The sequence below is a fragment of the Methyloversatilis thermotolerans genome, assembly GCF_000372885.1.
Lineage (GTDB): Bacteria > Pseudomonadota > Gammaproteobacteria > Burkholderiales > Rhodocyclaceae > Methyloversatilis > Methyloversatilis thermotolerans.
In genome coordinates this window covers 1702705-1726682 of the sequence record NZ_KB889967.1, presented here as the reverse complement: position 1 = coordinate 1726682, position 23978 = coordinate 1702705, and the positions used below count along the sequence as shown (strand labels likewise).

21 protein-coding genes are annotated in these 23978 nt (G+C 63.0%); 9 read left to right on the top strand and 12 right to left on the bottom strand.

Annotated elements, in window-relative coordinates; genetic code table 11:
- Positions 1-10 precede the first annotated feature (10 nt).
- The 3 genes from coaBC (at position 11) to A3Q7_RS0107485 (ending at position 2215) form a co-directional block, all read left to right on the top strand.
- Complete coding sequence (coaBC, locus tag A3Q7_RS0107495) at positions 11-1219, top strand: bifunctional phosphopantothenoylcysteine decarboxylase/phosphopantothenate--cysteine ligase CoaBC (RefSeq protein WP_018411241.1); 1209 nt, start codon at positions 11-13, stop codon at positions 1217-1219.
- A complete protein-coding gene (gene dut / locus A3Q7_RS0107490) occupies positions 1216-1665 on the top strand; it encodes a dUTP diphosphatase (protein ID WP_018411240.1) in 450 nt (149 codons plus the stop codon). The genes coaBC and dut overlap by 4 nt, the downstream gene beginning before the upstream one ends.
- Positions 1666-1834: 169 nt before the next feature.
- On the top strand, positions 1835-2215 hold the full coding sequence (locus A3Q7_RS0107485; protein ID WP_026224595.1) for a c-type cytochrome: 381 nt from the start codon (positions 1835-1837) through the stop codon (positions 2213-2215).
- 157 nt (positions 2216-2372) lie between these two features.
- On the opposite strand, the gene aceB is transcribed toward A3Q7_RS0107485, so the two are convergent.
- The gene (aceB, locus tag A3Q7_RS0107480) at positions 2373-3995 is read right to left on the bottom strand and encodes a malate synthase A (protein ID WP_018411238.1); all 1623 of its coding nucleotides are present in this window, start codon (positions 3993-3995) and stop codon (positions 2373-2375) included.
- Between the two features lie 256 nt (positions 3996-4251).
- On the opposite strand from aceB, the gene A3Q7_RS19590 reads away from it, so the two are divergent.
- The gene (locus A3Q7_RS19590) at positions 4252-5208 is read left to right on the top strand and encodes a LysR family transcriptional regulator (RefSeq protein WP_040570859.1); all 957 of its coding nucleotides are present in this window, start codon (positions 4252-4254) and stop codon (positions 5206-5208) included.
- On the opposite strand, the gene A3Q7_RS0107470 is transcribed toward A3Q7_RS19590, so the two are convergent.
- From A3Q7_RS0107470 to clpS, 5 genes are all read right to left on the bottom strand, one after another.
- Positions 5198-5806, bottom strand: coding sequence for a nitroreductase family protein (locus A3Q7_RS0107470; protein ID WP_018411236.1), 609 nt, complete (start codon positions 5804-5806; stop codon positions 5198-5200). The genes A3Q7_RS19590 and A3Q7_RS0107470 overlap by 11 nt on opposite strands.
- A 137-nt stretch (positions 5807-5943) precedes the next feature.
- Positions 5944-7242, bottom strand: a complete 1299-nt coding sequence (gene aceA / locus A3Q7_RS0107465; protein WP_018411235.1) for an isocitrate lyase — start codon at positions 7240-7242, stop codon at positions 5944-5946.
- Positions 7243-7853: 611 nt separating this feature from the next.
- Positions 7854-8333, bottom strand: a complete 480-nt coding sequence (gene rraA / locus A3Q7_RS0107460; protein ID WP_018411234.1) for a ribonuclease E activity regulator RraA — start codon at positions 8331-8333, stop codon at positions 7854-7856.
- Positions 8334-8416: 83 nt separating this feature from the next.
- Positions 8417-10687, bottom strand: coding sequence for an ATP-dependent Clp protease ATP-binding subunit ClpA (gene clpA / locus A3Q7_RS0107455; protein WP_026224593.1), 2271 nt, complete (start codon positions 10685-10687; stop codon positions 8417-8419).
- Between the two features lies 1 nt (position 10688).
- Entirely contained in the window at positions 10689-10997 is a 309-nt protein-coding gene (gene clpS / locus A3Q7_RS0107450; protein ID WP_018411232.1) for an ATP-dependent Clp protease adapter ClpS, read from the bottom strand.
- 401 nt (positions 10998-11398) lie between these two features.
- Between clpS and cspE the strand changes: the two genes are divergently transcribed.
- The gene (gene cspE, locus A3Q7_RS0107445) at positions 11399-11602 is read left to right on the top strand and encodes a transcription antiterminator/RNA stability regulator CspE (RefSeq protein WP_018411231.1); all 204 of its coding nucleotides are present in this window, start codon (positions 11399-11401) and stop codon (positions 11600-11602) included.
- An 82-nt stretch (positions 11603-11684) separates the two neighbouring features.
- Here the strand turns inward: cspE and icd are convergent, their stop codons facing one another.
- On the bottom strand, positions 11685-12929 hold the full coding sequence (gene icd, locus A3Q7_RS0107440; RefSeq protein WP_018411230.1) for an NADP-dependent isocitrate dehydrogenase: 1245 nt from the start codon (positions 12927-12929) through the stop codon (positions 11685-11687).
- A gap of 177 nt (positions 12930-13106) precedes the next feature.
- Between icd and aceK the strand changes: the two genes are divergently transcribed.
- The 4 genes from aceK (at position 13107) to pdxH (ending at position 16653) form a co-directional block, all read left to right on the top strand.
- Positions 13107-14897: a bifunctional isocitrate dehydrogenase kinase/phosphatase gene (gene aceK / locus A3Q7_RS0107435; RefSeq protein WP_018411229.1), complete on the top strand. Its 1791-nt coding sequence runs from the start codon at positions 13107-13109 to the stop codon at positions 14895-14897.
- Positions 14894-15463 carry a pseudouridine synthase gene (locus A3Q7_RS0107430; RefSeq protein ID WP_018411228.1) on the top strand — a complete coding sequence of 190 codons (570 nt, stop codon included), beginning with the start codon at positions 14894-14896 and terminating at the stop codon, positions 15461-15463. Before aceK ends, A3Q7_RS0107430 begins: the two co-directional genes overlap by 4 nt.
- Before the next feature lie 106 nt (positions 15464-15569).
- On the top strand, positions 15570-16007 hold the full coding sequence (locus A3Q7_RS0107425) for a DUF192 domain-containing protein (protein WP_018411227.1): 438 nt from the start codon (positions 15570-15572) through the stop codon (positions 16005-16007).
- A gap of 13 nt (positions 16008-16020) precedes the next feature.
- On the top strand, positions 16021-16653 hold the full coding sequence (gene pdxH, locus A3Q7_RS0107420; RefSeq protein WP_018411226.1) for a pyridoxamine 5'-phosphate oxidase: 633 nt from the start codon (positions 16021-16023) through the stop codon (positions 16651-16653).
- Positions 16654-16728: 75 nt separating this feature from the next.
- Here pdxH and pgi read toward each other — a convergent pair whose 3' ends face one another.
- From pgi to A3Q7_RS0107395, 5 genes are all read right to left on the bottom strand, one after another.
- A complete protein-coding gene (pgi, locus tag A3Q7_RS0107415; RefSeq protein WP_018411225.1) occupies positions 16729-18324 on the bottom strand; it encodes a glucose-6-phosphate isomerase in 1596 nt (531 codons plus the stop codon).
- Positions 18325-18355: 31 nt separating this feature from the next.
- On the bottom strand, positions 18356-20020 hold the full coding sequence (locus A3Q7_RS0107410; protein WP_026224591.1) for an ArnT family glycosyltransferase: 1665 nt from the start codon (positions 20018-20020) through the stop codon (positions 18356-18358).
- Between the two features lie 186 nt (positions 20021-20206).
- Positions 20207-20419 (bottom strand): 50S ribosomal protein L31, encoded by a 213-nt coding sequence (gene rpmE, locus A3Q7_RS0107405; protein ID WP_018411223.1) that lies wholly within the window; start codon positions 20417-20419, stop codon positions 20207-20209.
- Between the two features lie 160 nt (positions 20420-20579).
- The gene (locus A3Q7_RS0107400) at positions 20580-21518 is read right to left on the bottom strand and encodes a transglutaminase family protein (RefSeq protein WP_018411222.1); all 939 of its coding nucleotides are present in this window, start codon (positions 21516-21518) and stop codon (positions 20580-20582) included.
- Complete coding sequence (locus A3Q7_RS0107395) at positions 21515-23971, bottom strand: circularly permuted type 2 ATP-grasp protein (protein ID WP_018411221.1); 2457 nt, start codon at positions 23969-23971, stop codon at positions 21515-21517. Before A3Q7_RS0107395 ends, A3Q7_RS0107400 begins: the two co-directional genes overlap by 4 nt.
- Positions 23972-23978: the final 7 nt, after the last annotated feature.

Genomic DNA, 23978 nt, shown 5'->3' with positions numbered 1-23978 from the left:
ATCCATTGTCATGAATCCGCAAGGTGTGCTTGCTGCGCGTACCGTCATTCTCGGCGTCACCGGCGGTGTCGCGGCTTACAAGTCGGCCGAGCTTGCCCGCCTGCTGGTGAAGGCGGGCACCCGTGTACGGGTCGTGATGACCGAGTCTGCGAAACACTTCATCGGCGCGGCGACCTTCCAGGCGATCACCGGCGAACCGGTCTGGTCCGACCTCTGGGATGCTCGCATGCCCAACGGCATGGCCCATATCGACCTTGGCCGGGACGCCGCCATGGTGATCGTTGCTCCGGCCACTGCAGACGTGCTTGCGCGTCTCGCCCAGGGGCGGGCGGATGATCTGCTCACCACGCTCTGCCTGGCGCGGGACGCGGGATGCGCGCTGATGGTTGCGCCGGCGATGAACCGTCAGATGTGGGAACACCCGGCCACCCGCCGCAATCTGGAAACGTTGCGCGGCGACGGCGTCCTTGTTGCCGGGCCGGCCAGTGGCGACCAGGCATGTGGCGAGGTCGGGATGGGCCGCATGCTGGAGCCGCAGGACATCCTTGATGCCATAGTGTCAGCCTGTTCGCCGAAGCATCTGGTCGGACGCCGCGTGCTGATCACCGCCGGGCCGACGTCGGAAGCCATCGATCCGGTGCGCGTCATCACCAACATCAGCTCGGGCCGCATGGGTTACGCGCTCGCAGCGGCCGCGGTGCGCGCCGGTGCGGATGTCACCTTGATCAGCGGTCCCACCGCCCTGTCGGTACCCGCTGGTACGACGCGCATTGACGTGTCGTCCGCCCGGGACATGCACCAGGCGGTACTGCAGCGCTATCGGGATCAGGATGTGTTCATTTCGGTGGCGGCGGTGGCGGATTACCGACCGGCAGCACCCAGCGACAGCAAGATCAAGAAGAGCGGTGACACGCTGACGCTTGAACTGGTTCGCAACCCTGACATCCTGGCCGACATCGCCGCGCGTGACGACGCGCCCTTCTGCGTCGGCTTCGCAGCCGAAAGCGGCGATCTCGACGCCTACGCGCAGGCGAAGCGCAGCGCGAAGAAGCTTCCGCTGGTAGTCGGCAATCTGGTGGCGGATGGGCTGGGTGGCGAGGACACCCGGGTCGTGCTTTACGACGATGCCGGCCGCCATGAGCTGCCCCGCGCACACAAGTCCACCGTGGCCGATGCCATCATCTGCCACGTCGCATCCCTCATTGGAAAGTCTGCATGAGCACTCTCGACTACCGCATTCTCGACGAACGTCTGAAGGGCATGGAGCCCGCTTATGCTACATCCGGCTCCGCCGGACTTGACCTGCGCGCCTGTATCGATGCGACCGAGGTGATCCGGCCCGGGAACACGATACTTGTGCCGAGCGGCATCGCGATACACCTCGCCGACCCCCGCCTGGCAGCGGTCGTGCTGCCTCGTTCCGGCCTGGGCCACAAGCACGGCATCGTGCTCGGCAACCTGGTCGGGCTGATCGATTCCGATTACCAAGGCCAGATTTTTGTGTCGGTCTGGAACCGGGGGGCGGAGGATTTTGTCCTTCAGCCGCTGGAGAGAATTGCTCAACTGGTCGTTATTCCGGTTGTGCAGGTCGATCTGCGTCAGGTGGAAACATTCGAGGCTTCGGAACGCGGGGAAGGCGGCTTTGGCTCGACCGGTCGCGGTTGATGCTGGAAGAAGTCTTTTTTTTCGATCCACTACTGCGGTAAAGTTGCAGGTTCAGGAAAGCCAGCCATAAGCCGACATTTCCCCGGACCGGCAGGTGATGTCATCCCGACGGCCGATACGAACGTTTTTTCAACTGCAACCCCTACCCAATCATTGAGGAGAGCTGATTGTGATTCGCAAAACTCTGGCAACTGTCGTGCTGGCTGCGCTGGCCTCCACCGCCATGGCGCAGGAGGCACCGTACAAGGTTGCCGAAGGTAACAAGGTGGATGCCAAGACCCTGATGGGCTGGAAGACCTGGCGTTCGGCAGCCTGTGAGCGTTGCCATGGTCCGAATCAGGAAGGCATGGTCGGCCCGTCGCTGATCGAAGCGCTCAAGAAGTATTCGAAGGACGAATTCATCGGCATCGTGGTCGAGGGCAATCGTGCCGCTCAGGGCATGCCTCCGCATCCCTTCCTGAAGGGCGAGAAGATCGATGCCCTCTATTCCTACCTGAAGGGTCGCTCGGACGGCAAGATCGCTCCGGGCAAGGTCACCGCGATGGAGTGATCCGCGGGACGGACTCCGTTTCCCGGCTGAAACCCGCCTCATGGCGGGTTTTTTGTTTTCCGGGCGGGTCGCATGAACGAGGGCGGCTGCCGCAATTGGCCGGTCAACGAAAAACGGCGCCCTTGTGGGGCGCCGTCCGGAAGCTGCAGGGGTAGGCTTACACCATGCGTTCGTAAGCCGGCAGCGTCAGAAAGTCTTCCAGTTCTTCGGACACACACATGTCGCCGAACAGCTGTGCGGCGCGGGCGTAGGTATCGGAGTACGCGGGACCGAGCAGGTTGCGGATGTTTTCCAGCTCCTGCGCAATCAGTTCCCGCACCATGTCCGCCGTCACCTTGCGTCCGTCGTCAAGCTTGCCCTTCGGGCTGCGGATCCATGACCACACCTGGGCACGGCTGATTTCCGCAGTGGCGGCATCTTCCATCAGCCCATGGATGGGCACGCATCCATTGCCATCCATCCATGCGCCCAGATACTGGATGCCCACATTGATATTGGTGCGCAGACCGCTCTCGCTGATCGGGCCTTCTGGACGGAAGTCGAGCAGATCCGCTGCCGTGTAGCTGACATCAAGCTGCTTGTCGATCTGGTTCGGGCGGTCACCGAGCACCGCGACGAACTCTTGCATTGCGGCCTCGACCAGGCCCGGGTGAGCAACCCAGCCTCCGTCGTACCCGTCCTTGGCGTCGCGACGCTTGTCCGAACGGATACCCTCCATCGCCTTTTCGTTCGCTGCTGGATCCTTCTTGTTCGGGATGAGCGCACTCATCCCGCCGATGGCCGGCGCACCGCGTCTGTGGCAGGTCTTGATCAGCGACAGTGCGTAGGCGCGCATGAACGGCACGGTCATCGTGATCTTGCTGCGATCGGCGAGACAGAAGTTGCGATCCTTGCGGAACACCTTGATGCAGCTGAAGATGTAGTCCCAACGGCCGGCGTTCAGCCCTGCGCTGTGATCCCGCAGCTCATAGAGGATTTCGTCCATTTCGAAGGCGGCGTGCAGCGTTTCGATCAGCACCGTGGCCTTGATCGTGCCGCGCGGAATGCCGAGCGCTTCCTGGGCAGCAACGAAAATGTCGTTCCACAGGCGTGCTTCGCGATGGCTCTGCAGCTTGGGCAGGTAGAAGAAGGGGCCCGAGCCGCGTGCGATCAGTTCCTTCGCGTTGTGATAGAAGTACAGCCAGAAGTCGAACAGGCCTCCGGACACGCGCTGTCCGTCGACCGTCACGTGCTTCTCGTCGAGGTGCCAGCCACGAGGACGCACCTGCAGCACCGCAACCTTGTCGTTCAGCGAGTACAGCTTGCCGTTCTGTTCGACGCTGATCGTGCCACGCACGGCGTCGCGCAGATTGATCTGGCCCTGGATCTGGTTATCCCAGGAGGGCGAGTTCGAGTCCTCGAAATCGCTCATATAGCTGTCGGCACCGGCATTCAGCGCGTTGATGATCATCTTGCGCTCGGTCGGACCGGTGATTTCGATGCGACGGCGTTCGAGCGCCTCTGGCAGAGGCGCGATCTTCCAGTTGCCTTCGCGCACATGCAGCGTATCGGCAAGGAAATCCATGGGTGCGCCGGCATCGAGTTCGGCCGCGCGCTTTGCGCGCGCCGCGAGCAGATCGCGGCGACGCGGCTCGAACTTGCGGTGCAGTTCGGCGAGCAGCGACAGCGCCTCGGGTGTGAGTAGGGTCTGGTATTCGGCGCTGACCGGCGCGGAGATGCTCAGGCCCTCGGGCAGTTCCATGGCGCGGTTCAGATTGTCTGCGGATTCAGCGATGGTCATGTGCGTACGCTCCGGTGATCGGTTTCAGGGGCCCGGCTGCAATCGCGTTTCACGCTGCGCGTTCCGGACATCGGAGTCCCGCCTGCACATTCCACGCCTTGCCCGGTGGGGCTGGCGTCAGGACTCCCTCTCGCTTCCGATGCATCTGACCGGCTCGTGCCCGGCATGAATTGCTGCATCTGCACAAATACTAGACTTTCCTTATGTATCCGTTAAGATTTCCTTAAGTACATTGATTTTTTACTTCCAGTACAAGATGGATCGGTTCAAGGAGATAGAGTCCTTCGTTTCGGTGGCGGTACAGGGGAGCCTTTCGGCGGCAGCCAAGCTTGAGGGCGTCCAGCCGGCAGTCATCGGTCGGCGCATGGATGCCCTGGAAGAGCGACTGGGCGTGAAATTGATGCTGCGCACGACGCGCAAGCTCACGCTCACCCATGAGGGCAGTGCCTATCTCGAGGATTGCCAGCGCATCCTGAACGAACTGGCGAGTGCGGATGCCGCCGTGAGTGCGGGGGGAGCAAAGGCCACCGGCCTGCTGCGGGTGAGTGCGCCGGCCGGCTTTGGCCGTCGCCATGTCGCGCCGCTGGTCAAGCGTTTCATGGGGCTGAATCCGGAGGTGAAGATATCGCTGGATCTGACCGACCGCATGGTGGATCTGGTCAATGAGAACGTCGACTGCGCAGTGAGGATAGGGAGCCTGCCCGATTCCAGCATGATCAGTATCAAATTGGGCGAAACCCGGCGCGTTGTCGTGGCCAGCCCCGACTATCTCGCTCGCTATGGCAAACCCGGGCATCCGTACGACCTGCTGCAGCATCGTATTCTTGCCTTGGGTCCCAACCGCTCTCAGGCGCGTGGCTGGAGCTTCATGGCTCACGGCGAACCGATCGCCCTGCGCATCAACCACATGGTGGAGTGCAATGACGGTGCGGTGCTGAGGGACTGGGCGCTAAGCGGGCTTGGGCTCGCCTGGCGTTCCTATTGGGAAGTTCGCGAGGATCTGGCGACCGGCGCGTTGGTGGAGGTGCTTGGCGATTTCGCGGCGCCGCCGATGGGCATCTACGCCTTGTTCCCGCAGCGCCGGCATCTGCCGCTGCGGGTCCGGCTGTTCGTAGATCTGCTCAAGCTGACCTACGGCGATCTTGCCTACTGGGAATCCGGAGGCACCCATATGCCTGAACTGCCGTCGTCGGAAGACGTGATCAGCGGCTGAACCGGTTCCTCACCACGATCTGATCCAGTGGCAGTTGACCGCCGCGCGGACGCGCCGGCTCTGTTGCCTTGCCGATCGCGATCATCATGGCGATCAGGTGATCCGCGGGCAGGGCGATGAGCTCACCTACGGCGTCGAAATCGAAACCGTCCATCGGGCAGGAGTCATAGCCCATCGCCCGGGCACCGAGCATCAGGGTCTGCGCAATGATGCCGCTCGAGCGCAGCGCCTCATCGCGTTGAACCTGCTCGCGCCCCTGATAGTAGTGCTGAATTGCCGGCAGCATGAAGTCCTGCACCGGTCCGGGTGCGTTGCGCCAGTAGCGGGCAGGATCCTTCTGCCACGCCTTCGTGTCGGCACACAGAACGATGAGGAGGGAGGCGTCAGTGACCTGAGCCTGATCCCACGCCGCGGCCCGTATCCGTGCGCGCAGGTCGGCGTCATCCACGAGCACCAGGCGCCAGTGCTGGATGTTGAAGGCGGTGGGTGACAGCAAGGCGAGTGACAGCAGGTGCTCTTGCTCGCTGTCGGACAGGCGGTGCCTCGGGTCGAAGTGCTTGACTGCACGTCGGGTTTCTATGGCTTCGAAAGTATCCATGATGGACTTGGATGAGGTGGAGGGCCTGCCTCAGGCCACTGCCCGCCGCGGAAGTTTCCCGAGCGGCCAACAAAAAAAGCCGTCCGGCTGTCGCCGGGCGGCTTCCAAGGCAAGGCCACCGCAGTGGCCCGTGAAACTCAGTGGAACTGCTCTTCTTCGGTCGAACCGGTCAGCGCGGTCACCGACGAGGTACCGCCCTGGATGGTGGTGGTCACGTCGTCGAAGTAGCCGGTGCCAACTTCCTGCTGGTGCGACACGAAGGTGTAACCGCGATCGCGCGCCGCGAATTCCGGCTCCTGCACCTTCTCCACATAGGCCGACATGCCACGTTCGACGTAGTCCTGGGCCAGATCGAACATGTGGTACCACATGTTGTGGATGCCTGCCAGGGTGATGAACTGGTATTTGTAGCCCATGGCGCCCAGTTCGCGCTGGAACTTGGCAATGGTGGCGTCGTCCAGGTTCTTCTTCCAGTTGAACGAGGGCGAGCAGTTGTAGGCCAGCATCTTACCCGGGAACTTGGCATGGATTGCATCCGCGAAAGCCTTGGCGAAGGCGAGGTCCGGCGTGCCGGTTTCGCACCAGATCAGGTCGGCGTACGGGGCGTAGGCCAGACCGCGCGAAATGGCCTGCTCCAGGCCCTTGCGGGTCTTGTAGAAACCTTCCGAGGTGCGTTCGCCCGTCACGAAGGGCTTGTCGATCGGATCGCAGTCGCTGGTCAGCAGATCGGCCGCTTCAGCGTCGGTACGGGCCAGGATCAGGGTCGGCACGCCATAGACGTCGGCAGCGAGACGGGCGGCGATCAGCTTCTGAACGGCTTCCTGGGTCGGCACCAGCACCTTGCCGCCCATATGGCCGCACTTCTTGACGGAAGCGAGCTGGTCTTCGAAGTGCACGCCTGCAGCGCCTGCACGGATCATCGCCTTCATCAGTTCGTGGGCGTTCAGCACACCACCGAAACCTGCCTCGGCATCCGCCACGATGGGCGCGAAATAGTCGATGTAGCCCTTGTCACCCTTGTAGATACCCTTGGCGTGCTGGATTTCATCGGCGCGCTTGAAGCTGTTGTTGATGCGGCTCACGACGGTCGGTACCGAATCCACCGGGTACAGCGACTGATCGGGATACATCGCTTCGTACGAGTTGTTGTCGGCAGCGACTTGCCAGCCCGACAGGTAGATCGCCTTGACGCCGGCCTTCACCTGCTGCATGGCCTGACCACCGGTCAGTGCACCCAGGCAGTTGATGAAGGGTTCGTTGTTGACCAGATCCCACAGCTTTTCCGCGCCACGGCGAGCCAGTGTGTACTCGACCGGGAAAGAGCCGCGCAGGCGATACACATCCTCGGCGGTGTACCCGCGCTTGATACCCTTCCAGCGGGGATTTTCGTCCCAGTCCTTCTGGATTGCGGCGATTTCCTGTTCTTTCGTGCTCATTTGCATGTCCTCGAAGAAAAAAACAATCCGAACAGGTGGCCTGCACCACCCGAATACCCTGACTCGCAGAAGTCAAAAGCTGTCCGATACCCCTGTCGGACGCACCGGACCGACATTCTCCGGCCGTTCAACCGAAGAGGGCCGATGCACGACACCCGTGAGGACCGGATGGTGCGGTGGCAGCCACGCGGTCGGGCAAGCGGGAAGCCTGTGCATCGATCCGACGACACAAGCTATCGTGATGTTCGTCAGTATAAAGAGGCTTTGGGCAGACAACAAGAGGTCTTGTATAAGACATAAGAAATATGATTTCTTTTTGAAACAGGTGCTTGGCTATCCGTGCGCGCGGGGCTGTGAAAAAAGAGCCCTGACTTGTGAAGAAGTCGATGTTGGCCCCTGAGGTGCGGTCTTCTGCGAGGACCGAAGCGAGCGGGTTCGTCCGTCCGATACCCCGTGGGAGAACTTCGCGCGCATGGGCCCTGTCCGGGCCGGAGGATTGAGGGGTGCTTACGGGAAGAAGCCCCGCCAGGGGTGGGCGAGGAACCAGGGTGCAACGGGGCGTTGCGCGCGTACGAGGCGGGGAAGGACGGTGCGGTCGCTCCGGAGGGCGATCAGATCAACGGCCGTGCGCTGACGATGACGCCATCGCCGTCGGCGTATAGATGATGCCCTGGAACGAAATCGATGCCACCGAAGTTCACGGTGATGTCGACCTGACCTTCGTTCCGCTTCACCGTTTTGAGTGGGTGGGTACCCAGCGCAAACACGCCGATGTCCATGTTCCCGATGGCCGCAGAATCCCGGATGCAGCCGTAGACGACCACACCGGACCAGTCGTTTTTTGCCGCGAGTGCGGCGATCTGGTCACCGACCAGCGCGCGTCGCATCGATGCACCACCGTCTATCACCAGGACCTTGCCCTGTCCAGGCGCTTCCAGCGCCTTGCGCACGAGGCCGTTGTCCTCGAACAGCTTGAGCGTCGTGATCCGTCCGGCGAAGGCCTTGCGCCCGCCAAAACTGCGGAACATCGGTGCACAGATGCGCACATCGCTCTCGAACTGATCGCACAGATCTGCGGTGGAAATATCCATGGGCATCCTTCCGGTCATGACACACAAAAAAGAGGCGGCCATTATGGCCGCCTCGCTTTGCTGCAGGAAGGTGTGACGCGCAATCAGGCCGGAGCCGTGGCTTCCTCTTCGTCGAACACCAGTTTCACCTTCTTGTCCGCATCCAGGTCGATGGTCACCTTGCCGCCGCCGGTCAGGCGACCGAACAGCAGCTCGTCCGCGAGCGCCGAACGTATCGTGTCCTGGATCAGGCGTGCCATTGGCCGCGCACCCATCAGCGGATCGAATCCCGCGTCGGCCAGCCATTCCCGCAGCGCTTCCGAGAACACCACCTCGACCTTCTTCTCCTGCAACTGGCCTTCGAGCTGCATGAGGAACTTGTCGACCACACGCAGGATGATTTCGCGATCCAGCGGACGGAAGGAAATGATGGCATCCAGCCGGTTGCGGAATTCCGGCGTGAACATGCGCTTGATGTCGTTCATCTCGTCACCCGGCTGCCGCTCGGCAGTGAAGCCGATGACCGACTTCTGCAGCGTTTCCTGGCCGGCGTTGGTGGTCATGATGATGACCACGTTGCGGAAATCGGCCTGACGACCGTTGTTGTCGGTCAGCGTGCCGTGATCCATCACCTGCAGCAGGATGTTGAAAATGTCCGGATGCGCCTTTTCGATCTCGTCCAGCAGCAGTACGGCGTGCGGCTTCTTGGTGACCGCCTCGGTCAGCAGCCCGCCCTGGTCGAAACCGACATAACCCGGGGGCGCGCCGATCAGCCGGCTCACCGCGTGCCGTTCCATGTACTCGGACATGTCGAAGCGGATCAGTTCGATACCCATGCAGTACGCGAGCTGACGTGCGACTTCGGTCTTGCCGACGCCGGTGGGGCCGCTGAACAGGAAGGAACCGATGGGCTTGTTCGGATTGCCCAGGCCCGATCGCGACATCTTGATGGCTGTCGCCAGCGCGTCGATCGCCTTGTCCTGACCGAATACCATGTTCTTCAGGTCGCGGTCGAGATTGCGCAATGCCGAACGGTCGTCGTTGGACACGTGCTGAGATGGCACGCGCGCGATCTTCGCGACGATTTCCTCGATTTCGGTTTTGCCGATCACCTTCTTCTGCTTCGACTTCGGCAGTACGCGCTGCGCGGCGCCCGCTTCGTCGATCACGTCGATGGCCTTGTCCGGCAGATGGCGGTCGTTGATGTAGCGGGCAGACAGTTCCGCTGCGGAAGACAGCGCCGTAGCCGAATACTTCACGCCGTGGTGCTGCTCGAAACGCGACTTCAGGCCCTTGAGGATGGACACCGTCTCCTCGACACTGGGCTCATTCACGTCGATCTTCTGGAAACGGCGCGACAGCGCGTGATCCTTCTCGAACACCCCGCGATACTCGGTGTAGGTGGTCGCGCCGATGCACTTGAGCTGGCCCGACGACAGCGCCGGCTTGAGCAGATTGGACGCGTCGAGCGTGCCGCCCGAAGCGGCGCCCGCACCGATCAGGGTATGGATCTCGTCGATGAAAAGGATGGCGTTCGGGTTGTCGAGCAGTTGCTTGAGTACCGACTTCAAACGTTGCTCGAAATCACCGCGGTACTTGGTTCCGGCCAGCAGCGCACCCATGTCGAGCGCATAGATGGTGGCATCCGCGAGAATGTCGGGCACACGACCTTCGATGATGCGGCGAGCCAGACCTTCCGCGATCGCGGTCTTGCCTACGCCGGCTTCGCCCACCAGCAAGGGGTTGTTCTTGCGCCGACGGCACAGGGTCTGGATCACGCGTTCCAGCTCGTGGTCGCGACCGATCAGCGGATCGATCTTACCCATCAAGGCCTGCGCATTCAGGTTCTGCGTGAAGCTGTCCAGCGCACCGCCCGCCTGACCGCCTTCCTGCTCCTGCTCGCCCTGATCCGATTCCGGCTTGGCAGCCGCGGCCGGCTGGGCGGTCTTGGTGATGCCGTGCGAGATGTAATTGACGATGTCCAGCCGGGTGACTCCCTGACGCTGCAGGAAGTACACCGCGTGCGAATCCTTCTCGCCAAAGATCGCAACCAGTACATTCGCGCCGGTCACTTCCTTCTTGCCGGAGGACTGCACGTGCAGGATGGCGCGCTGGATCACACGCTGGAAGCCGAGCGTCGGCTGCGTGTCGATTTCCTCGCTGCCATCGACCACCGGCGTGTGCTCGTTGATGAAGGCCGACAGTTCCTTGCGGAGCTCGTCGATGTTCACGGCGCATGCTCGCAACACCTCGGCAGCCGAGGGATTGTCGAGCAGTGCGAGCAGCAGATGCTCTACCGTAATGAATTCATGGCGTTTCTGTCTGGCTTCGACAAAGGCCATGTGTAGGCTGACTTCAAGCTCCTGCGCGATCATCTCAATTTTCCTCCATCACACACGCCAGGGGGTGCTGATGCTGGCGGGCAAAGGTACACACCTGTTCCACTTTCGATGCTGCAACGTCCTTGGGGTATATGCCACACACGCCGGCACCCTCCGTATGTACCTTGAGCATGATGCGCGTGGCCTGTTCCCGGTTCATGCCGAAAAATTTCTGCAGAACTCCGACCACGAAATCCATGGGGGTGTAATCGTCATTCAACACCATGACCTTGAAGAGAGGTGGGGGCTTGACCCTCGTCTTTTCAAGCTCGAGGAGTGAATCATCCTGCTTGCGCGTAACCATGAGTCCATTCTAATCACAATCCAAGGGTGTGCAACACGAGAAAAAGAAGCTTCTTTTGCAGTTTGTGTGGACCACTTGGCAATGTTCGGAACCGAGCGGCGACGCGGGTTTTCGTCCGGGTTGTACGCGTCCTGCCGTGTTGCGCGCGCCGTGCTCCGATGGAGGCCCTGGCGCTTGCAGGCGCCGTCTTCCGTATTGCAGCATTGAAACGTGTTGACCGCCCGCGGCTTCTGGGCTAAAAGCCGTTTTGTGTTTGGTTCAAGCTCTCGAGCGCTCACAGTTCTACTACGGCGTCGATCCGGCGCGCGGTCGGTAGTTCCCGAGGTCAGAACATCAGAACTTGAAGTACAAACATGTACGGGAGCTTCGGCTCATTTGAGAGGTTGAGAGGAAAAGATCAAATGGCAACTGGTACTGTGAAGTGGTTCAATGATTCCAAGGGTTACGGTTTCATCACCCCGGACGATGGTAGCGAAGACCTGTTCGCGCACTTCTCCGCAATCCAGATGGGCGGTTTCAAGACCCTGAAGGAAGGTCAGAAGGTGAGTTTTGACGTGACCCAGGGTCCGAAGGGAAAGCAGGCCGCCAATATCCAGGCCGTCTGATCGTCCTTGGTCGAACCAACAAAAAACCCGGCGCATGCCGGGTTTTTTGTTTTCCGGGCCCGGATCAGGCCGGGACCCGGCTTCACATGCGGGCGATCATGGCGCGACCGAACTCCGAGCATGACACCTCGGTCGCACCTTCCATCAGACGGGCAAAATCGTAGGTGACCTGTCTGTCGCCGATGGCGCGTTCCATCGACGTGATGATGAGGTCGGCAGCTTCGTTCCAGCCCATGTGGCGCAACATCATTTCAGCCGACAGGATGAGCGACCCGGGATTCACCTTGTCCAGCCCGGCGTATTTTGGCGCCGTGCCGTGCGTGGCTTCGAATACCGCGTAGGAATCGGAAATGTTCGCGCCCGGCGCGATGCCGATGCCGCCCACCTGTGCCGCCAGTGCGTCCGAAATGTAGTCGCCGTTCAGGTTCAGCGTGGCAATGACGTCGTAGTCCGCGGGGCGCAGCAGGATCTGCTGCAGGAAGGCGTCGGCAATGGCGTCCTTCACCACGATGTCGCGGCCTGTGTTCGGGTTCTTGAACCGGCACCACGGGCCACCGTCGATCGGCTCCGCACCGAACTCGTTTTGCGCGATGGCATAACCGAAGTCGCGGAAGCCACCTTCGGTAAACTTCATGATGTTGCCCTTGTGCACGAAGGTCACCGACTTGCGGTCGTGATCGACCGCATACTGCAGTGCCTTGCGTATCAGGCGCTCGGAACCTTCACGCGATACCGGCTTGATGCCGATGGCCGAGGTTTCCGGGAAGCGGATCTTCTTGACGCCCATCTCGTCGCGCAGGAACTTGATCACCTTGTGCGCACCGTCCGATTCCGCCTGCCACTCGATGCCGGCGTAGATGTCCTCGGTGTTCTCGCGGAAAATGACCATGTCGACGAGATCGGGTTGCTTGACCGGGCTGGGGACGCCCTTGAAATAGCGCACCGGGCGCAGGCATACGTACAGGTCCAGTTCCTGGCGCAGTGCGACGTTCAGCGAACGGATGCCGCCGCCCACCGGCGTGGTCATCGGACCCTTGATCGAAACAACATATTCCTTCAGCGCAGCCAGCGTGTCGTCCGGAAGCCACACATCCGGACCGTAAAGACGCGTCGACTTCTCGCCGGCATACACTTCCATCCAGGTGATCCTGCGCTTGCCGCCATAGGCTTTCGCGACCGCGGCGTCGACCACGTCCTTCATGACCGGCGTGATGTCCACGCCGATGCCATCACCTTCGATGAAGGGGATGATGGGGTTGTCCGGCGTGGGTTGTCCGGCGACGATTTTGCTCCCCTCGGTGGGAACCTTGATGTGACTGGTGCTCATGCCATCCAGCTCCTTGGTGTGTTGTCTGGTTATTGTCCCGGAGGCGGGTGTGCCACCGGGGGGCCTCGACGATTATCTCCCAATCGGTGCTGTTGCGACAGGCGCGCCACCGCAGTGTTCCGCCCCGGGCGGCTGCCGTCGCCATAGAATTCGCACAATGCTCACTTTGGCGAACAGATGATGAATCTTCCCGCAGGTCAGAATCAGGTGGCGCTGGCGATCGCACAGGCGCTGATCGAAGGTTTCGACAAGCACTACACCTTGTTCCGCAGCGCAAGCGCTCGTGCGAAAGAGCGCTTCGAGCAGGCGGACTGGGCCGGCCAGCAGCGGTGCATACGCGACCGCATCCAGTACTACGATGATCGTGTGCAGGAATGCGTGGATCGCCTGCACAACGAGTTCCATGCCGATTCGCTCGACGACAATACCTGGCAGCAGGCAAAGTTGCTCTACATCGGCCTGCTGGTCAATCACAAGCAGCCGGAACTGGCCGAGACCTTCTTCAATTCGGTCACCACCAAGATCCTGCATCGCAAGTACTTCCATAACGACTTCATCTTCGTCCGGCCGGCCATTTCGACCGAACTGATCGAGAGCAACCCGCCCACCTGGCGCAGCTACTACCCGAACAACACCGGACTGCGCACTGCAGTGAAGCGGATATTCCTTGATTTCGGCTGGCAACGTCCTTTCACCGACCTGGATCGTGACGTCGACTGCATCATGCGAGCAGCGCTCGAGCACGTGGGTGGCACCTGGCCGGCCGGCGAGGCGAATTTCCAGATCCAGGTGCTCAGCTCAGCCTATTACCGGAACAAGGCTGCGTACGTGATCGGGCGCGCGGTCAATGGCCATCACGAGTATCCCTTCCTGGTGACCGTGTTGCACGACCGCAAGGGCGGATTGTTCCTTGACACCATACTGCTCGAACCGTGGCGCATCAGCGTGCTGTTCTCGCTGTCGCGTGCCTACTTCATGTCGGACATGCAGGTGCCTTCGGCGAACGTGCAGTTCCTGCGCATCCTGATGCCGAAGAAGCCGCCGTCCGAGATCTACACCATGCTTGGCCTGGGCAAGCAGGGGAAGACCATGTTCTTCCGTGACCTCATCAGCCACCTGCGCCATTCGAACGACAATTTTGTCGAAGCGCCCGGCATACGCGGACTGGTCATGCTGGTGTTCATGCTTCCGTCCTATCCCTACGTGTTCAAGATCATCAAGGACAAGTTCGGCAGTTCGAAGGACACCGACCGGGCGACGGTGAAGAAGAAGTTCGTCATGGTGAAGCAGGTCGACCGGGTGGGCCGCATGGCCGACACGATCGAGTTCTCGGATATCGCGCTGCCGACGCATCGTTTCGCGCCGGAACTGCTGGCACAGATCGAGGAACTGGCGCCGTCGATGATAGAGCGCGATGGCGACACCCTGGTGGTCCGCCATTGCTACATCGAACGCCGCATGACGCCGCTGAACATGTATCTGGAGAAGGCGACCGAGGAGCAGATCGACCATGCCGTATTCGAGTACGGCAACGCGATCCGCGAACTGGCCGTGGCCAACATTTTCCCGGGCGATCTGCTTTGGAAGAACTTCGGCGTGACGCGCTATGGCCGCGTGGTGTTCTACGACTACGACGAGATCGAGTACCTGACCGACTGCAACTTCCGCCGCATTCCGCCGGCACCCAGCCCCGAGTACGAAATGTCCGGCGAGGTGTGGTATTCGGTGGCGCGCAACGACATCTTTCCGGAAGAGTTCGCCACCTTCCTGCTGTCGTCGCCCAAGGTGCGCAGTGCCTTCCTGAAGTATCACCGCGACTTGCTGGATGTGAAGTTCTGGCAGGAGACGCAGCAGCGCATACGCGACGGCTACATCCAGGACTTCTTTCCATACCCGGAAGAACTGCGCTTCGCGCGGCGGTTCCGGCGCGCACGTGACGAGCCGGCCGTGGCGGCCGCCGGGACGTGAGCCGCCTCATCCTGCTGAACAAGCCCTATGGCGTGATCTGCCAGTTTTCGCCGGACGGCTTGCATCCCACGCTGGCGGACTTCGTACCGGTACCGGAGGTCTATCCGGCGGGTCGGCTGGACACGGACAGCGAGGGATTGCTTCTGCTGACCGATGACGGCGCATTGCAGCATCGCATCACGGACCCGCGACACAAGCTGGTCAAGCGTTACCGTGTGCAGGTCGAGCGCGAGCCCGACGCCGAGGCCCTGCAGCGCATGCGCAGCGGGCTGCCGCTCAAGGACGGACCGACGCGTCCGTGCAGCGTGCAGCGCATCGCCGAGCCGGCGACTCTGTGGCCACGCGAGCCTCCGGTCCGGCATCGCCTCAATGTGCCGACCTGCTGGCTGGAGATCGGTCTGTCGGAAGGGCGCAACCGGCAGGTGAGGCGGATGACGGCCGCGATCGGCCATCCGACACTGCGCCTGATCCGCGTGGCGATCGGTCCGTGGCAGCTGGGTGATCTGCAGCCCGGTCAATGGATGGAGGTGCCAGCCGTACTGCCGGAGCGCCGCGACCGCCGATGACCCCGTGCCGCGGCTGCGTTCGGCGACGCAGCGCGAGCGGACTGACGCGCATCAAGACGGATCCGGTCGTGATGCGTCATCATCGCGGCCTGTCCTGAGGATTCGAATGAAGAAGCTTGTCCATTTTGCCTGCTGCCTGTACGCGGCTGTGGGTGTCGCGCATGCCGAATTGCCGGTCGGCGAGGTGTCGGTCGGGCTGTACCGGCTCAGTGCCGAGATTGCGCACACGCGGGACGCACGCATGACCGGCCTGATGCATCGCACGGAACTGGGGGCGGATGCGGGCATGCTGTTCGTGTTTCCCTCCAGCCAGGTACAGTGCATGTGGATGCGCAACACCTTGATTCCGCTCAGCGTCGCATTCATCGACGACCAGGGCGTCATCATCAACATCGAGGACATGCAGCCGCAGACCGAAACGCCGCACTGCGCGAAGCGGGCTGCACGCTATGCCCTCGAAACCCGTGCCGGCTGGTTCGCCGCGCGCAAGCTCGGTGCGGGCGTCCGGCTTGGCGGGCTGGAACGCGTGCCGGCTCCGCAATGAAGAAGGAGTTCAGATGGATCCCGTTCATCATCGCACCGACTACATCAGCGGCACGCTCGACGAAACCGATGCGGCCAACAATCCGATAGACCAGTTCCGGTTCTGGTTCGCCGAGGCCGGGCAGGCGATAGAGCGGGATCCGAATGCGATGACCCTGTCGACCGTGGGACCCGACGGCAGGCCAAGCGGACGCATCGTGTTGCTGCGCGGCTACGGCGAGGACGGTTTCGTGTTCTTCACCAACTATGACAGCCGCAAGGGCCGGGAGCTGGCCCAGAATGCCCATGCCAGCCTGCTGTTCTTCTGGGCGCCCCTGGAAAGGCAGGTGCGGATCGAGGGAACAGTCAGCAAGGTGACGCCAGCGGAATCCGATGCCTATTTCGAGCTGCGCCCGGTGGGCAATCGTCTGGGGGCCTGGGCGTCGCCGCAGAGCCACGAGATTCCGAGCCGTGAATCGCTGGTGCAAAGGGTGCGCGAATTCGAGGCGCGATTCGGCGATGCACCGCCGCGTCCCGAGAACTGGGGCGGCTATCGCCTGAAAGCCGATAGCATCGAATTCTGGCAGGGCAGGGCCGATCGACTGCACGACCGCCTGCTTTACTGCCGCGAAGGAGCAAACTGGACGCGCGTTCGTCTGGCGCCCTGAAAGGGCGGAGCGACGCGCCCGGCGGTAACGCGCTGCCGTGGCCAGGGCGTGAGCCGGCCACCGGCTTGTTCCGTTTCAGCCCTGATCGCCGTCGATGGCAGCGAACAGACCGCGTGTCGACGCGTCGGCATCCGCGGGCAATCGGCCGGAGGCGAGTGCCCGCGCCATCTGCTTGCCGTACTCGACGCCATACTGGTCGAAGCTGTTGATGCCCAGCAGCCAGCCCTGCACGAACACCTTGTGTTCATACAGGGCGATCAACTGGCCAAGCGCGCGCGGTGAAACAGGTGGCATGAGCACCGTGGTGCTGGGCTGGTTCCCCGGGCAGGCTACATGAGGCGCCAGGCGGGTTGCTTCCTGCTCGCTCAGGCCGGCATTGCGCAATTCCTCCATTGCCTCGTCGCGCGTCTTGCCGCGCATCAGCGCCGCACTTTGGGCGAGCGCGTTCAGTTGAACCATGCGGCTGCGTTCATCGTCACCCCCGCGCGATACGATGAAATGCATCGGCATCATGCGCGTGCCCTGATAGAGCTGCTGGTGATAGGCGTGCTGACCCACGATTCCCGATCCCCCCCAGACTACCGGCGATGTGGGGACGCGGCTGAGGTCACCAGTCGAGGTGCAGCGCTTGCCGTTGCTTTCCATCTCGAGCTGCTGCAGGTAGGCGGGCAGGCTGCGCAGCAGATGGCTGTAGGGCAGAACCGCGAGCGTTTCGAGGCCCAGTCCGCTGGCGTTCCAGAAATCGACCAGGCCGAACAGCACCGGCAGGTTGCGATCCAGTGGCGCCGACGTGAAATGCTCGTCCATGGCGCGCGCACCATCCAGCATTTCGCCGAAGGCCTGCATGCCGATCGCGCAGGCCAGAGGCAGCGATATCGACGACCATACCGAATAGCGTCCCCCGACCCACTCCGGCAGGAACAGGCAGCGCTGCGCCGGTACGCCAAGTTCCTGTGCCGCAGCCGGCCGGTTGGTCACCGCGAACAGATGCTGTCCGACCGCGGCCGAGCCCAGCCCGTCTGCCAGCCACTCCATCGCCGCTTTCGCATTCGCCAGCGTCTCTTGCGTCGTGAAGCTCTTGGACGAAATGATGAACACGGTATGTGCCGGTTTGCAGTCCCGCAGAGCGAGGTGCAGAGCGGCGGGATCGAGGTTGGCGACAAATTTCACGACCGGACCGTCCACCTGCGGTTCGAGCGCTTCCATCGCCAGTCTGGGGCCCAGATCGGAGCCACCTATGCCCAGGTTGATCACATGCGTGATGGTCTGACCCGTGGCGCCGAGCAGTTCGCGATTCCGGATCTGGCGCACCCAGTGCTCAAGCGCGGCACGGCAATCACGTACCACCTCCGAGTGGGACCCTCCGTCGCGACCGCGCATGGCCATGTGCAGGGCCGCACGTCGTTCGGTGAAATTGATCTCCTCGCCCGCGGCGAGCGCGCGGATGCCGCTCGCCAGATCGAGTTCGCGTGCCAGTGCGATCAGCAGTGTCACGGTTTCGTCGTCGATGCGCTGCTTCGAGTAATCGAGCAACCAGCCGTCGTACCGCGCCGAAAAGCGCGCGAAGCGGCCTTTGTCCTGCTCGAAGAAATTGCGCAGATGCACGCGCGAAAGCTGGATTGCCTTCGATCGCAAGGCGGGCCATGCGGAGGTCTGCATCAACAGGTTCATGTCATCCGGTGTCCCGAGTAAGGTTGTCGGTTCATTCCCGCAGATACAGCAGGAAACGCTCATGGCGGTCGCCCGGACGGCGCCCTTCCCACTCGAGCGTCCATCCCTCGCCCGGAGACGGCGCCCGACTGCCGCGGCCATGGTAGGCGATGAGTGCCTTGCAGGCATCCGCCGTATTCCCGACCATGTTGAGCGGCTTGAGTTTCAGGAAATAGTAGAGCGCTGCGCGTTGACTTTCCTGCAATCCGGAATAGACAACACATTCAGTGTCGGCAGGCATGCGTCCGGCAAGCTGACGGGCGATATCGCGGTAGCTGCGACCGTAATCCACCCACGGCAACCAGAGACTGCATACGAGAAGCCATATCAATACCACGCCGCAGGCCCAACTGACCGCTCCGCGAGTGGGCGTTCGTGGCGAACGCCACAACAGGATCATCCAGGCCAGACTGGCCACGGCCGCCACGGACACCGCAGGCCAGGAGAAGGGCATGGTGAAACCGGGCTCCAGCCGAGCAAACGTGCGCGCCAGACGCTCCGGCCAGCCCGCCACCATGGCTATCCAGCCGAGCCAGACAAGCGCCCCCACCAGCGTAAAGGTCATGATGCCGAACCAGTCGAGCGCATTGGCCGCTCCACGGCGCAGTCTGGGCCACCCGCTGCTGCCCAGTACGGCCAGAGGCGCGAGCATCGGCAGGGCAAGCTGATTGCGTCCGTTGCCGCCCCCCGCAAGTTGCACGAACAGCAACAGCAGTACGGTAAGCGGCAGCATGAGCACCGGTGAGCGCCACTGATTGCGGCGCTGCCAGAGTGCCCACAAGGCCACCGGCAGTGCGGGCCACGCATACCAGGCGAGCAGCTTGAGCCATACGGTTGTGCTGTTTGCCAGGGCGTCGAGGTCCGGTGTCAGGTTGGCGACTTCGGCGGCGAGCACGCGCCCGGCGAGCGCGGGTGCCGACGCATGGAGGGCGAACAGCCAGCTAGCAGCGAGCAGCGAACCGGCGAGGGCGCCTGCCGGCAGGGCCAGCATGCGGCCCGGCGTGGCGGCCACAGTGCGCCAGACAGGCAGCAGCGGCATGGTGAAGGTTGCCACGAGCAGCAGTGCGGTCAGCCAGAGGCCGGTGCCGAGGCCGGACAATGCCAGCCCGAGCCCGAGGACGGCGGCGCCGTGTACCGGGCGACGCGCGATCAGGGCGAGCGCCCACATGGTCAGGCCGATGGCGGCGAGCGCCACGGTCAGCGACTGCGCGTCATGCAGATGGGTGATGGCACCGATGCTCGCGATACCGATGAGCGGTGCAATGCGCGCGGCGGGAGCGCCATAGAGTTCGCGCGCCGCCCCCGCGCTGCCCAGCAGCCAGAGGCTGACGAAAAGCGCGCTGGCCAGCCGGGCGGCATCGGCGAAGGTCAACCCCACCCATTCGCCGGCCATGCCGGCCAGAGCGGCCGTCCAGTGATACAGCGGACCGCCGTCAAGCGATATCTGGCCGGCCAGCCGGGGGATCAGCCATTCGCCGCTGCGCGCGAATCCCAGCGCGACGGCAATATGTTCGGCGTCGTCGCCTTTCCACGGGTCGCGGCCGAACAATCCGGTCAGGACGTAGAGCAGGCACAGGGCGATGACGAAGACGGTCTGAGGTGGATCGCTGATCAGCGGGTGACGGGATGGGGGCGGGGGCGTCGGCTGCATCGTCATGAGGGCGGGACAGGAGGCGGCGATTGTAGGGGCTTGCCGGAGGCCGCGGCATCGTCGGCCACGGCGGTCCTCGGTGGTCTGCAGAGGTCCGCAGTACTCTGTTGCCGGCAAACAAAAAAGGCAGCCCGTGGGCTGCCTTTTTCGGATCGGGCGGAAATCAGCCGAAAGCCTTGCCGGCCAACGAAATCAGCCGCGAGCCGTACCGGCGTACTTCTGGCGGAAGCGCTCGACGCGACCGGCTGTATCGACGATCTTCTGCTTGCCGGTGTAGAACGGATGGCAGGACGCGCACACTTCGATGTGCAGCGGTTTGCCCAGCGTGGAGCGGGTTTCGAACGTGTTGCCGCAGGAGCAGGTCACGGCGACGACGTCGTAGCTGGGATGTATGCCTTGTTTCATGCTGGTGTCTTTCTAAAGCGCGCGAAGGCGGGCAGCCTCGTGCTTGTCATCGAACCCCGGGTCGGCTGAGCCGTGGGAAACCCGCGACCACGTCGCATTCCGGTTTCCGTAGCTGTGCAGACGGTGCCCGCGGAGGAAAGGCGGGATTATGTCGGGATTTTCATTCCCGTTCAAGGGGCTGCGTGGCTTTCCGCAGCAGTTCCGCCGTGCCCGCTTCATGTTCCGGCAGCACGGTGACCGAAACGTCCACTGTGTGTTCGCCGCCGCCAAGTATGACGCCGCGCATGGGTGTGACATCGCTGAAATCGCGTCCCCACGCGAGGGTGATGTGCTGCTTCCCGGGCTGCACGCAGTTGGTGGGATCCACGTCCAGCCAGCCCTGGCCCGGGCAGAACACCGATACCCAGGCATGCGAGGCGTCCGCGCCGATCAGACGCGGTTGCCCGGGCGGTGGCTCGGTGAGCAGATAGCCGCTCACATAACGCGCCGGCAGGCCCAGCGAGCGCAGGCAGCCGATCATGAAGTGGGCCAGGTCCTGGCAGACGCCGCGTTTTTCGCGGAGCAGCGTTTCCAGCGGGGTGCTCACCGTGGTGGCTTCGGGATCGAATTCGAAATCGCGATGGATGCGGCGCATCAATGCCAGCGTGGCGTCCAGCATGGGCCTTCCGCGATGGAAATCCAGCCGTGCATAGCGTGCCAGCGCCATCAGCGGTTCGACATGCGGGCTGGTGTACACGAACTGGCATGGTTCCAGCAGCGGAGCGGTGCCGACCTGCCGCAGGCGGTCGCGGACATGTTCCCACGGAGGTGATACCGCGGTCTGCGGGCACTCGGCGGCGCCCACGTCAACGATTGCGTGCGAGAACACCTCCAGTGTGTCGTGCGTCTGCGCGATCGTGAGTTGCTCGATCGCATTGCCGAAGTAGTCGCTGCGGGACTCGCGTTCCACGGGGGGCGGATCGATGTCGATCCGATGCGCCTGCGTGCGCTGCCGCGGTGTTTTGCGCGGCGTGAGATGCAGCAACTGGCGCGAAAGGGTCACTGGCCAGGCGTAGCGGTAGCGGGTGCGATGCATGACCACATAGCGCTCGCTGCTCACGCCATGTCTCCGCTGTCGTTGCGCCATGCGCTGTCGGCGTGGCTGAAGAAGCGCACGCCCAGTTGTTCGGAAAGCGAGTACGCGGCGGAAGCCAGTCTGTCCAGCACATCGGCAAGATGCGTCGAACCCGTGTGAAGGTCACTGTCCGCACGCAGCGACAGCAGATCGGCTACCGCGTCGCTGAGCAGGATGCCGTCGAGCGTACCGAACTGCGCATTGAGGCGTGCCACATAGTCGGTCAGACCCAGCGCCTGGTAGGCCACCGAGCGCGGATTGGTTTCGTCGCATATCAGCAGGTCCAGCACCGGCAGCCACAATGGACGCGTCATGTAGCGCGAGCGGTAGGTGATGGCGCTGTCGGCCAGTTCGAGCAGCCAGTCGGGCGCGACGTCGGGACCGCTGTCCAGTGCGTGCCGCAACATATTGCACAGGAACTGAAGCCGTTCGATGCGTCGCCCGATCGACAGGAAGCGCCAGCCCTGATCTCGTGTCATGCCGTCCAGCGTGAAGCCGGACAGCGTCATCATGTCGCGCACGCAGCGATCGAGGTGCTCGAGTATTTCGCCTGACTCACGGGCGTGACTGCGGGCGCTTTCCTCGTTGAGCCGGCTCACCACGCGCCAGTTGTCAAGCGAAAGCCGTTCGCGCAGGCTGAATGCGACGTGCGACAGCCGGTGCAGGTCGGCCGCCAGCGACCCCGGTGCGGATGCATCCAGGGCGGCGGAACGCAAGGCATCGCCGCTGGCGGGTGCCGGCTCCGCGGGCAGCAGACCCACACGTCGGCACAGGCCGGACAATGGATGGTCGTCAATGTCGTCCTGCTCGATGTGCAAGGCGATGGCCGCGCGCAGCATGCGTGCCTCGTTGTCGCACCGCTCGCAGTAGCGGCCGAACCAGAACAGGTTCTCGACGATGCGGCTGGACAGGTTGCTGCCGGCGCGGACCAGTTCCGACGCGGTGACAGTGCGTCTGAGCAGGCTGAAGGAATTGACGGCCCCGTGCGTGAGCACCCAGGTGTCCTTGCTCGCTCCACCGCGCTGCATCGCAATCACTCGCACATCGCGCTCGGACGCTACACGCGCCAGCCCGCCCGGCATGACGGCATAGCCGTCGGGCGATGCACAGGCGAATACGCGAAGGCCGACCGCCCGTGCTGCGAGCGGGCGCGTACGTTGCGCGTCCCAGACCGGGGTCTGTGAAAGTTGTATCAGCTCCTGCGCCACGTAGTGGTGAGGGCGGGCACGCATGCGCGCGATCAGCGCTGCGCGCGCCTTGCGGTCAAGATCGGCACCGAATACCGAATCGATGCGCAACTGGGGGAAGGCGGGCTTGATCACCAGATTGTCGAGCCGGCTGATCGCGTCATCGAGCGCCGCTTCCTCGCCGCACCACCAGGTGGCCAGCGAGGGCATGGCCAGCGGCTCGCCCAGCAGCCTCTCGCACAGTCCGGGAAGGAAGCCGAGCAGGGCACCGGATTCCAGCAGGTTGGATCCCAGTGCGTTGGCGATCAGGACCGTTCCGCGGCGCGCCGCATCCAGCAGGCCGGGCACGCCCAACGCCGAATCGGCGCGCAGTTCAAGCGGATCGCAGAAATCGTCGTCGAGACGCCGCAGGATGGCGTGCACGCGGCGCAGGCCGGACAGGTTCTTCAGCCAGACCTTGCCGTCGCGCACCAGCAGATCCGAGCCCTCGACCAGCGGGAAGCCGAGGTAGCGGGCGAGATAGGCATGTTCGAAATAGGTTTCGTTGTAGGGCCCCGGCGTCAGCAGCACGGTGAGAGGAGGGCCGTCGCCTTCCGGTGCATGCTGGTCCAGCGTGTCGCGCAGCGTCGCGAAGAAGCTGGCCAGATGCTGTACGCGCATGTCGCGGAACTGTTCCGAGAACACGCGCGAGATGACCAGCCGGTTCTCCAGCGAATAGCCGGCTCCCGAGGGTGCCTGCGTGCGGTCGGCCAGCACCCACCAGCGGCCGTCCGGCGAACGCGCCAGATCGGCGGCGTACAGGTGCAGATGGCGGTCGCCAGGAACCCGTATGCCGTGACAGGGTCGCAGGAATCCGGAATGGCCGAATACCAGAGCGGGCGGCAGCAGCCCCTCGTTCAGAAGATGCTGGGGACCGTAGATGTCGAGCAGGATGCGATTGAGCAGTTCGGCGCGCTGGGCGATGGCTGCCTCGATGCCTGCCCATTCGTCGGGTGGGATCACCAGCGGGAGCAGATCCAGTTCCCATGGGCGTTCGACACCGCGCGGATCCGCGTATACGTTGTACGTGACACCGTTCTCGCGGATCTGTCGTCGCACCGACTCCAGTCTTTCCTGCATCTGCGCCGGGTTCGCACGCGCTACCGTGTCGAACAGGCTCAGCCAGTGCGGACGCAGTTTGCCGGGCGCCGACAGCATTTCGTCGTAGCGCCCGGGCGTCAGCGGATAGTGTTCAAGCAGTCGGTCGGACATGGCGTGC

Coding starts and splice junctions, on each gene's coding strand:
- coaBC (WP_018411241.1), top strand. CDS start 11: ATGAATCCGCAAGGTGTGCTTGCTGCGCGTACCGTCATTCTCGGCGTC.
- dut (WP_018411240.1), top strand. CDS start 1,216: ATGAGCACTCTCGACTACCGCATTCTCGACGAACGTCTGAAGGGCATG.
- aceB (WP_018411238.1), bottom strand. CDS start 3,995: ATGACCATCGCTGAATCCGCAGACAATCTGAACCGCGCCATGGAACTG.
- A3Q7_RS19590 (WP_040570859.1), top strand. CDS start 4,252: ATGGATCGGTTCAAGGAGATAGAGTCCTTCGTTTCGGTGGCGGTACAG.
- A3Q7_RS0107470 (WP_018411236.1), bottom strand. CDS start 5,806: ATGGATACTTTCGAAGCCATAGAAACCCGACGTGCAGTCAAGCACTTC.
- aceA (WP_018411235.1), bottom strand. CDS start 7,242: ATGAGCACGAAAGAACAGGAAATCGCCGCAATCCAGAAGGACTGGGAC.
- rraA (WP_018411234.1), bottom strand. CDS start 8,333: ATGGATATTTCCACCGCAGATCTGTGCGATCAGTTCGAGAGCGATGTG.
- clpA (WP_026224593.1), bottom strand. CDS start 10,687: ATGATCGCGCAGGAGCTTGAAGTCAGCCTACACATGGCCTTTGTCGAA.
- clpS (WP_018411232.1), bottom strand. CDS start 10,997: ATGGTTACGCGCAAGCAGGATGATTCACTCCTCGAGCTTGAAAAGACG.
- cspE (WP_018411231.1), top strand. CDS start 11,399: ATGGCAACTGGTACTGTGAAGTGGTTCAATGATTCCAAGGGTTACGGT.
- icd (WP_018411230.1), bottom strand. CDS start 12,929: ATGAGCACCAGTCACATCAAGGTTCCCACCGAGGGGAGCAAAATCGTC.
- aceK (WP_018411229.1), top strand. CDS start 13,107: ATGATGAATCTTCCCGCAGGTCAGAATCAGGTGGCGCTGGCGATCGCA.
- A3Q7_RS0107425 (WP_018411227.1), top strand. CDS start 15,570: ATGAAGAAGCTTGTCCATTTTGCCTGCTGCCTGTACGCGGCTGTGGGT.
- pdxH (WP_018411226.1), top strand. CDS start 16,021: ATGGATCCCGTTCATCATCGCACCGACTACATCAGCGGCACGCTCGAC.
- pgi (WP_018411225.1), bottom strand. CDS start 18,324: ATGAACCTGTTGATGCAGACCTCCGCATGGCCCGCCTTGCGATCGAAG.
- A3Q7_RS0107410 (WP_026224591.1), bottom strand. CDS start 20,020: ATGACGATGCAGCCGACGCCCCCGCCCCCATCCCGTCACCCGCTGATC.
- rpmE (WP_018411223.1), bottom strand. CDS start 20,419: ATGAAACAAGGCATACATCCCAGCTACGACGTCGTCGCCGTGACCTGC.
- A3Q7_RS0107395 (WP_018411221.1), bottom strand. CDS start 23,971: ATGTCCGACCGACTGCTTGAACACTATCCGCTGACGCCCGGGCGCTAC.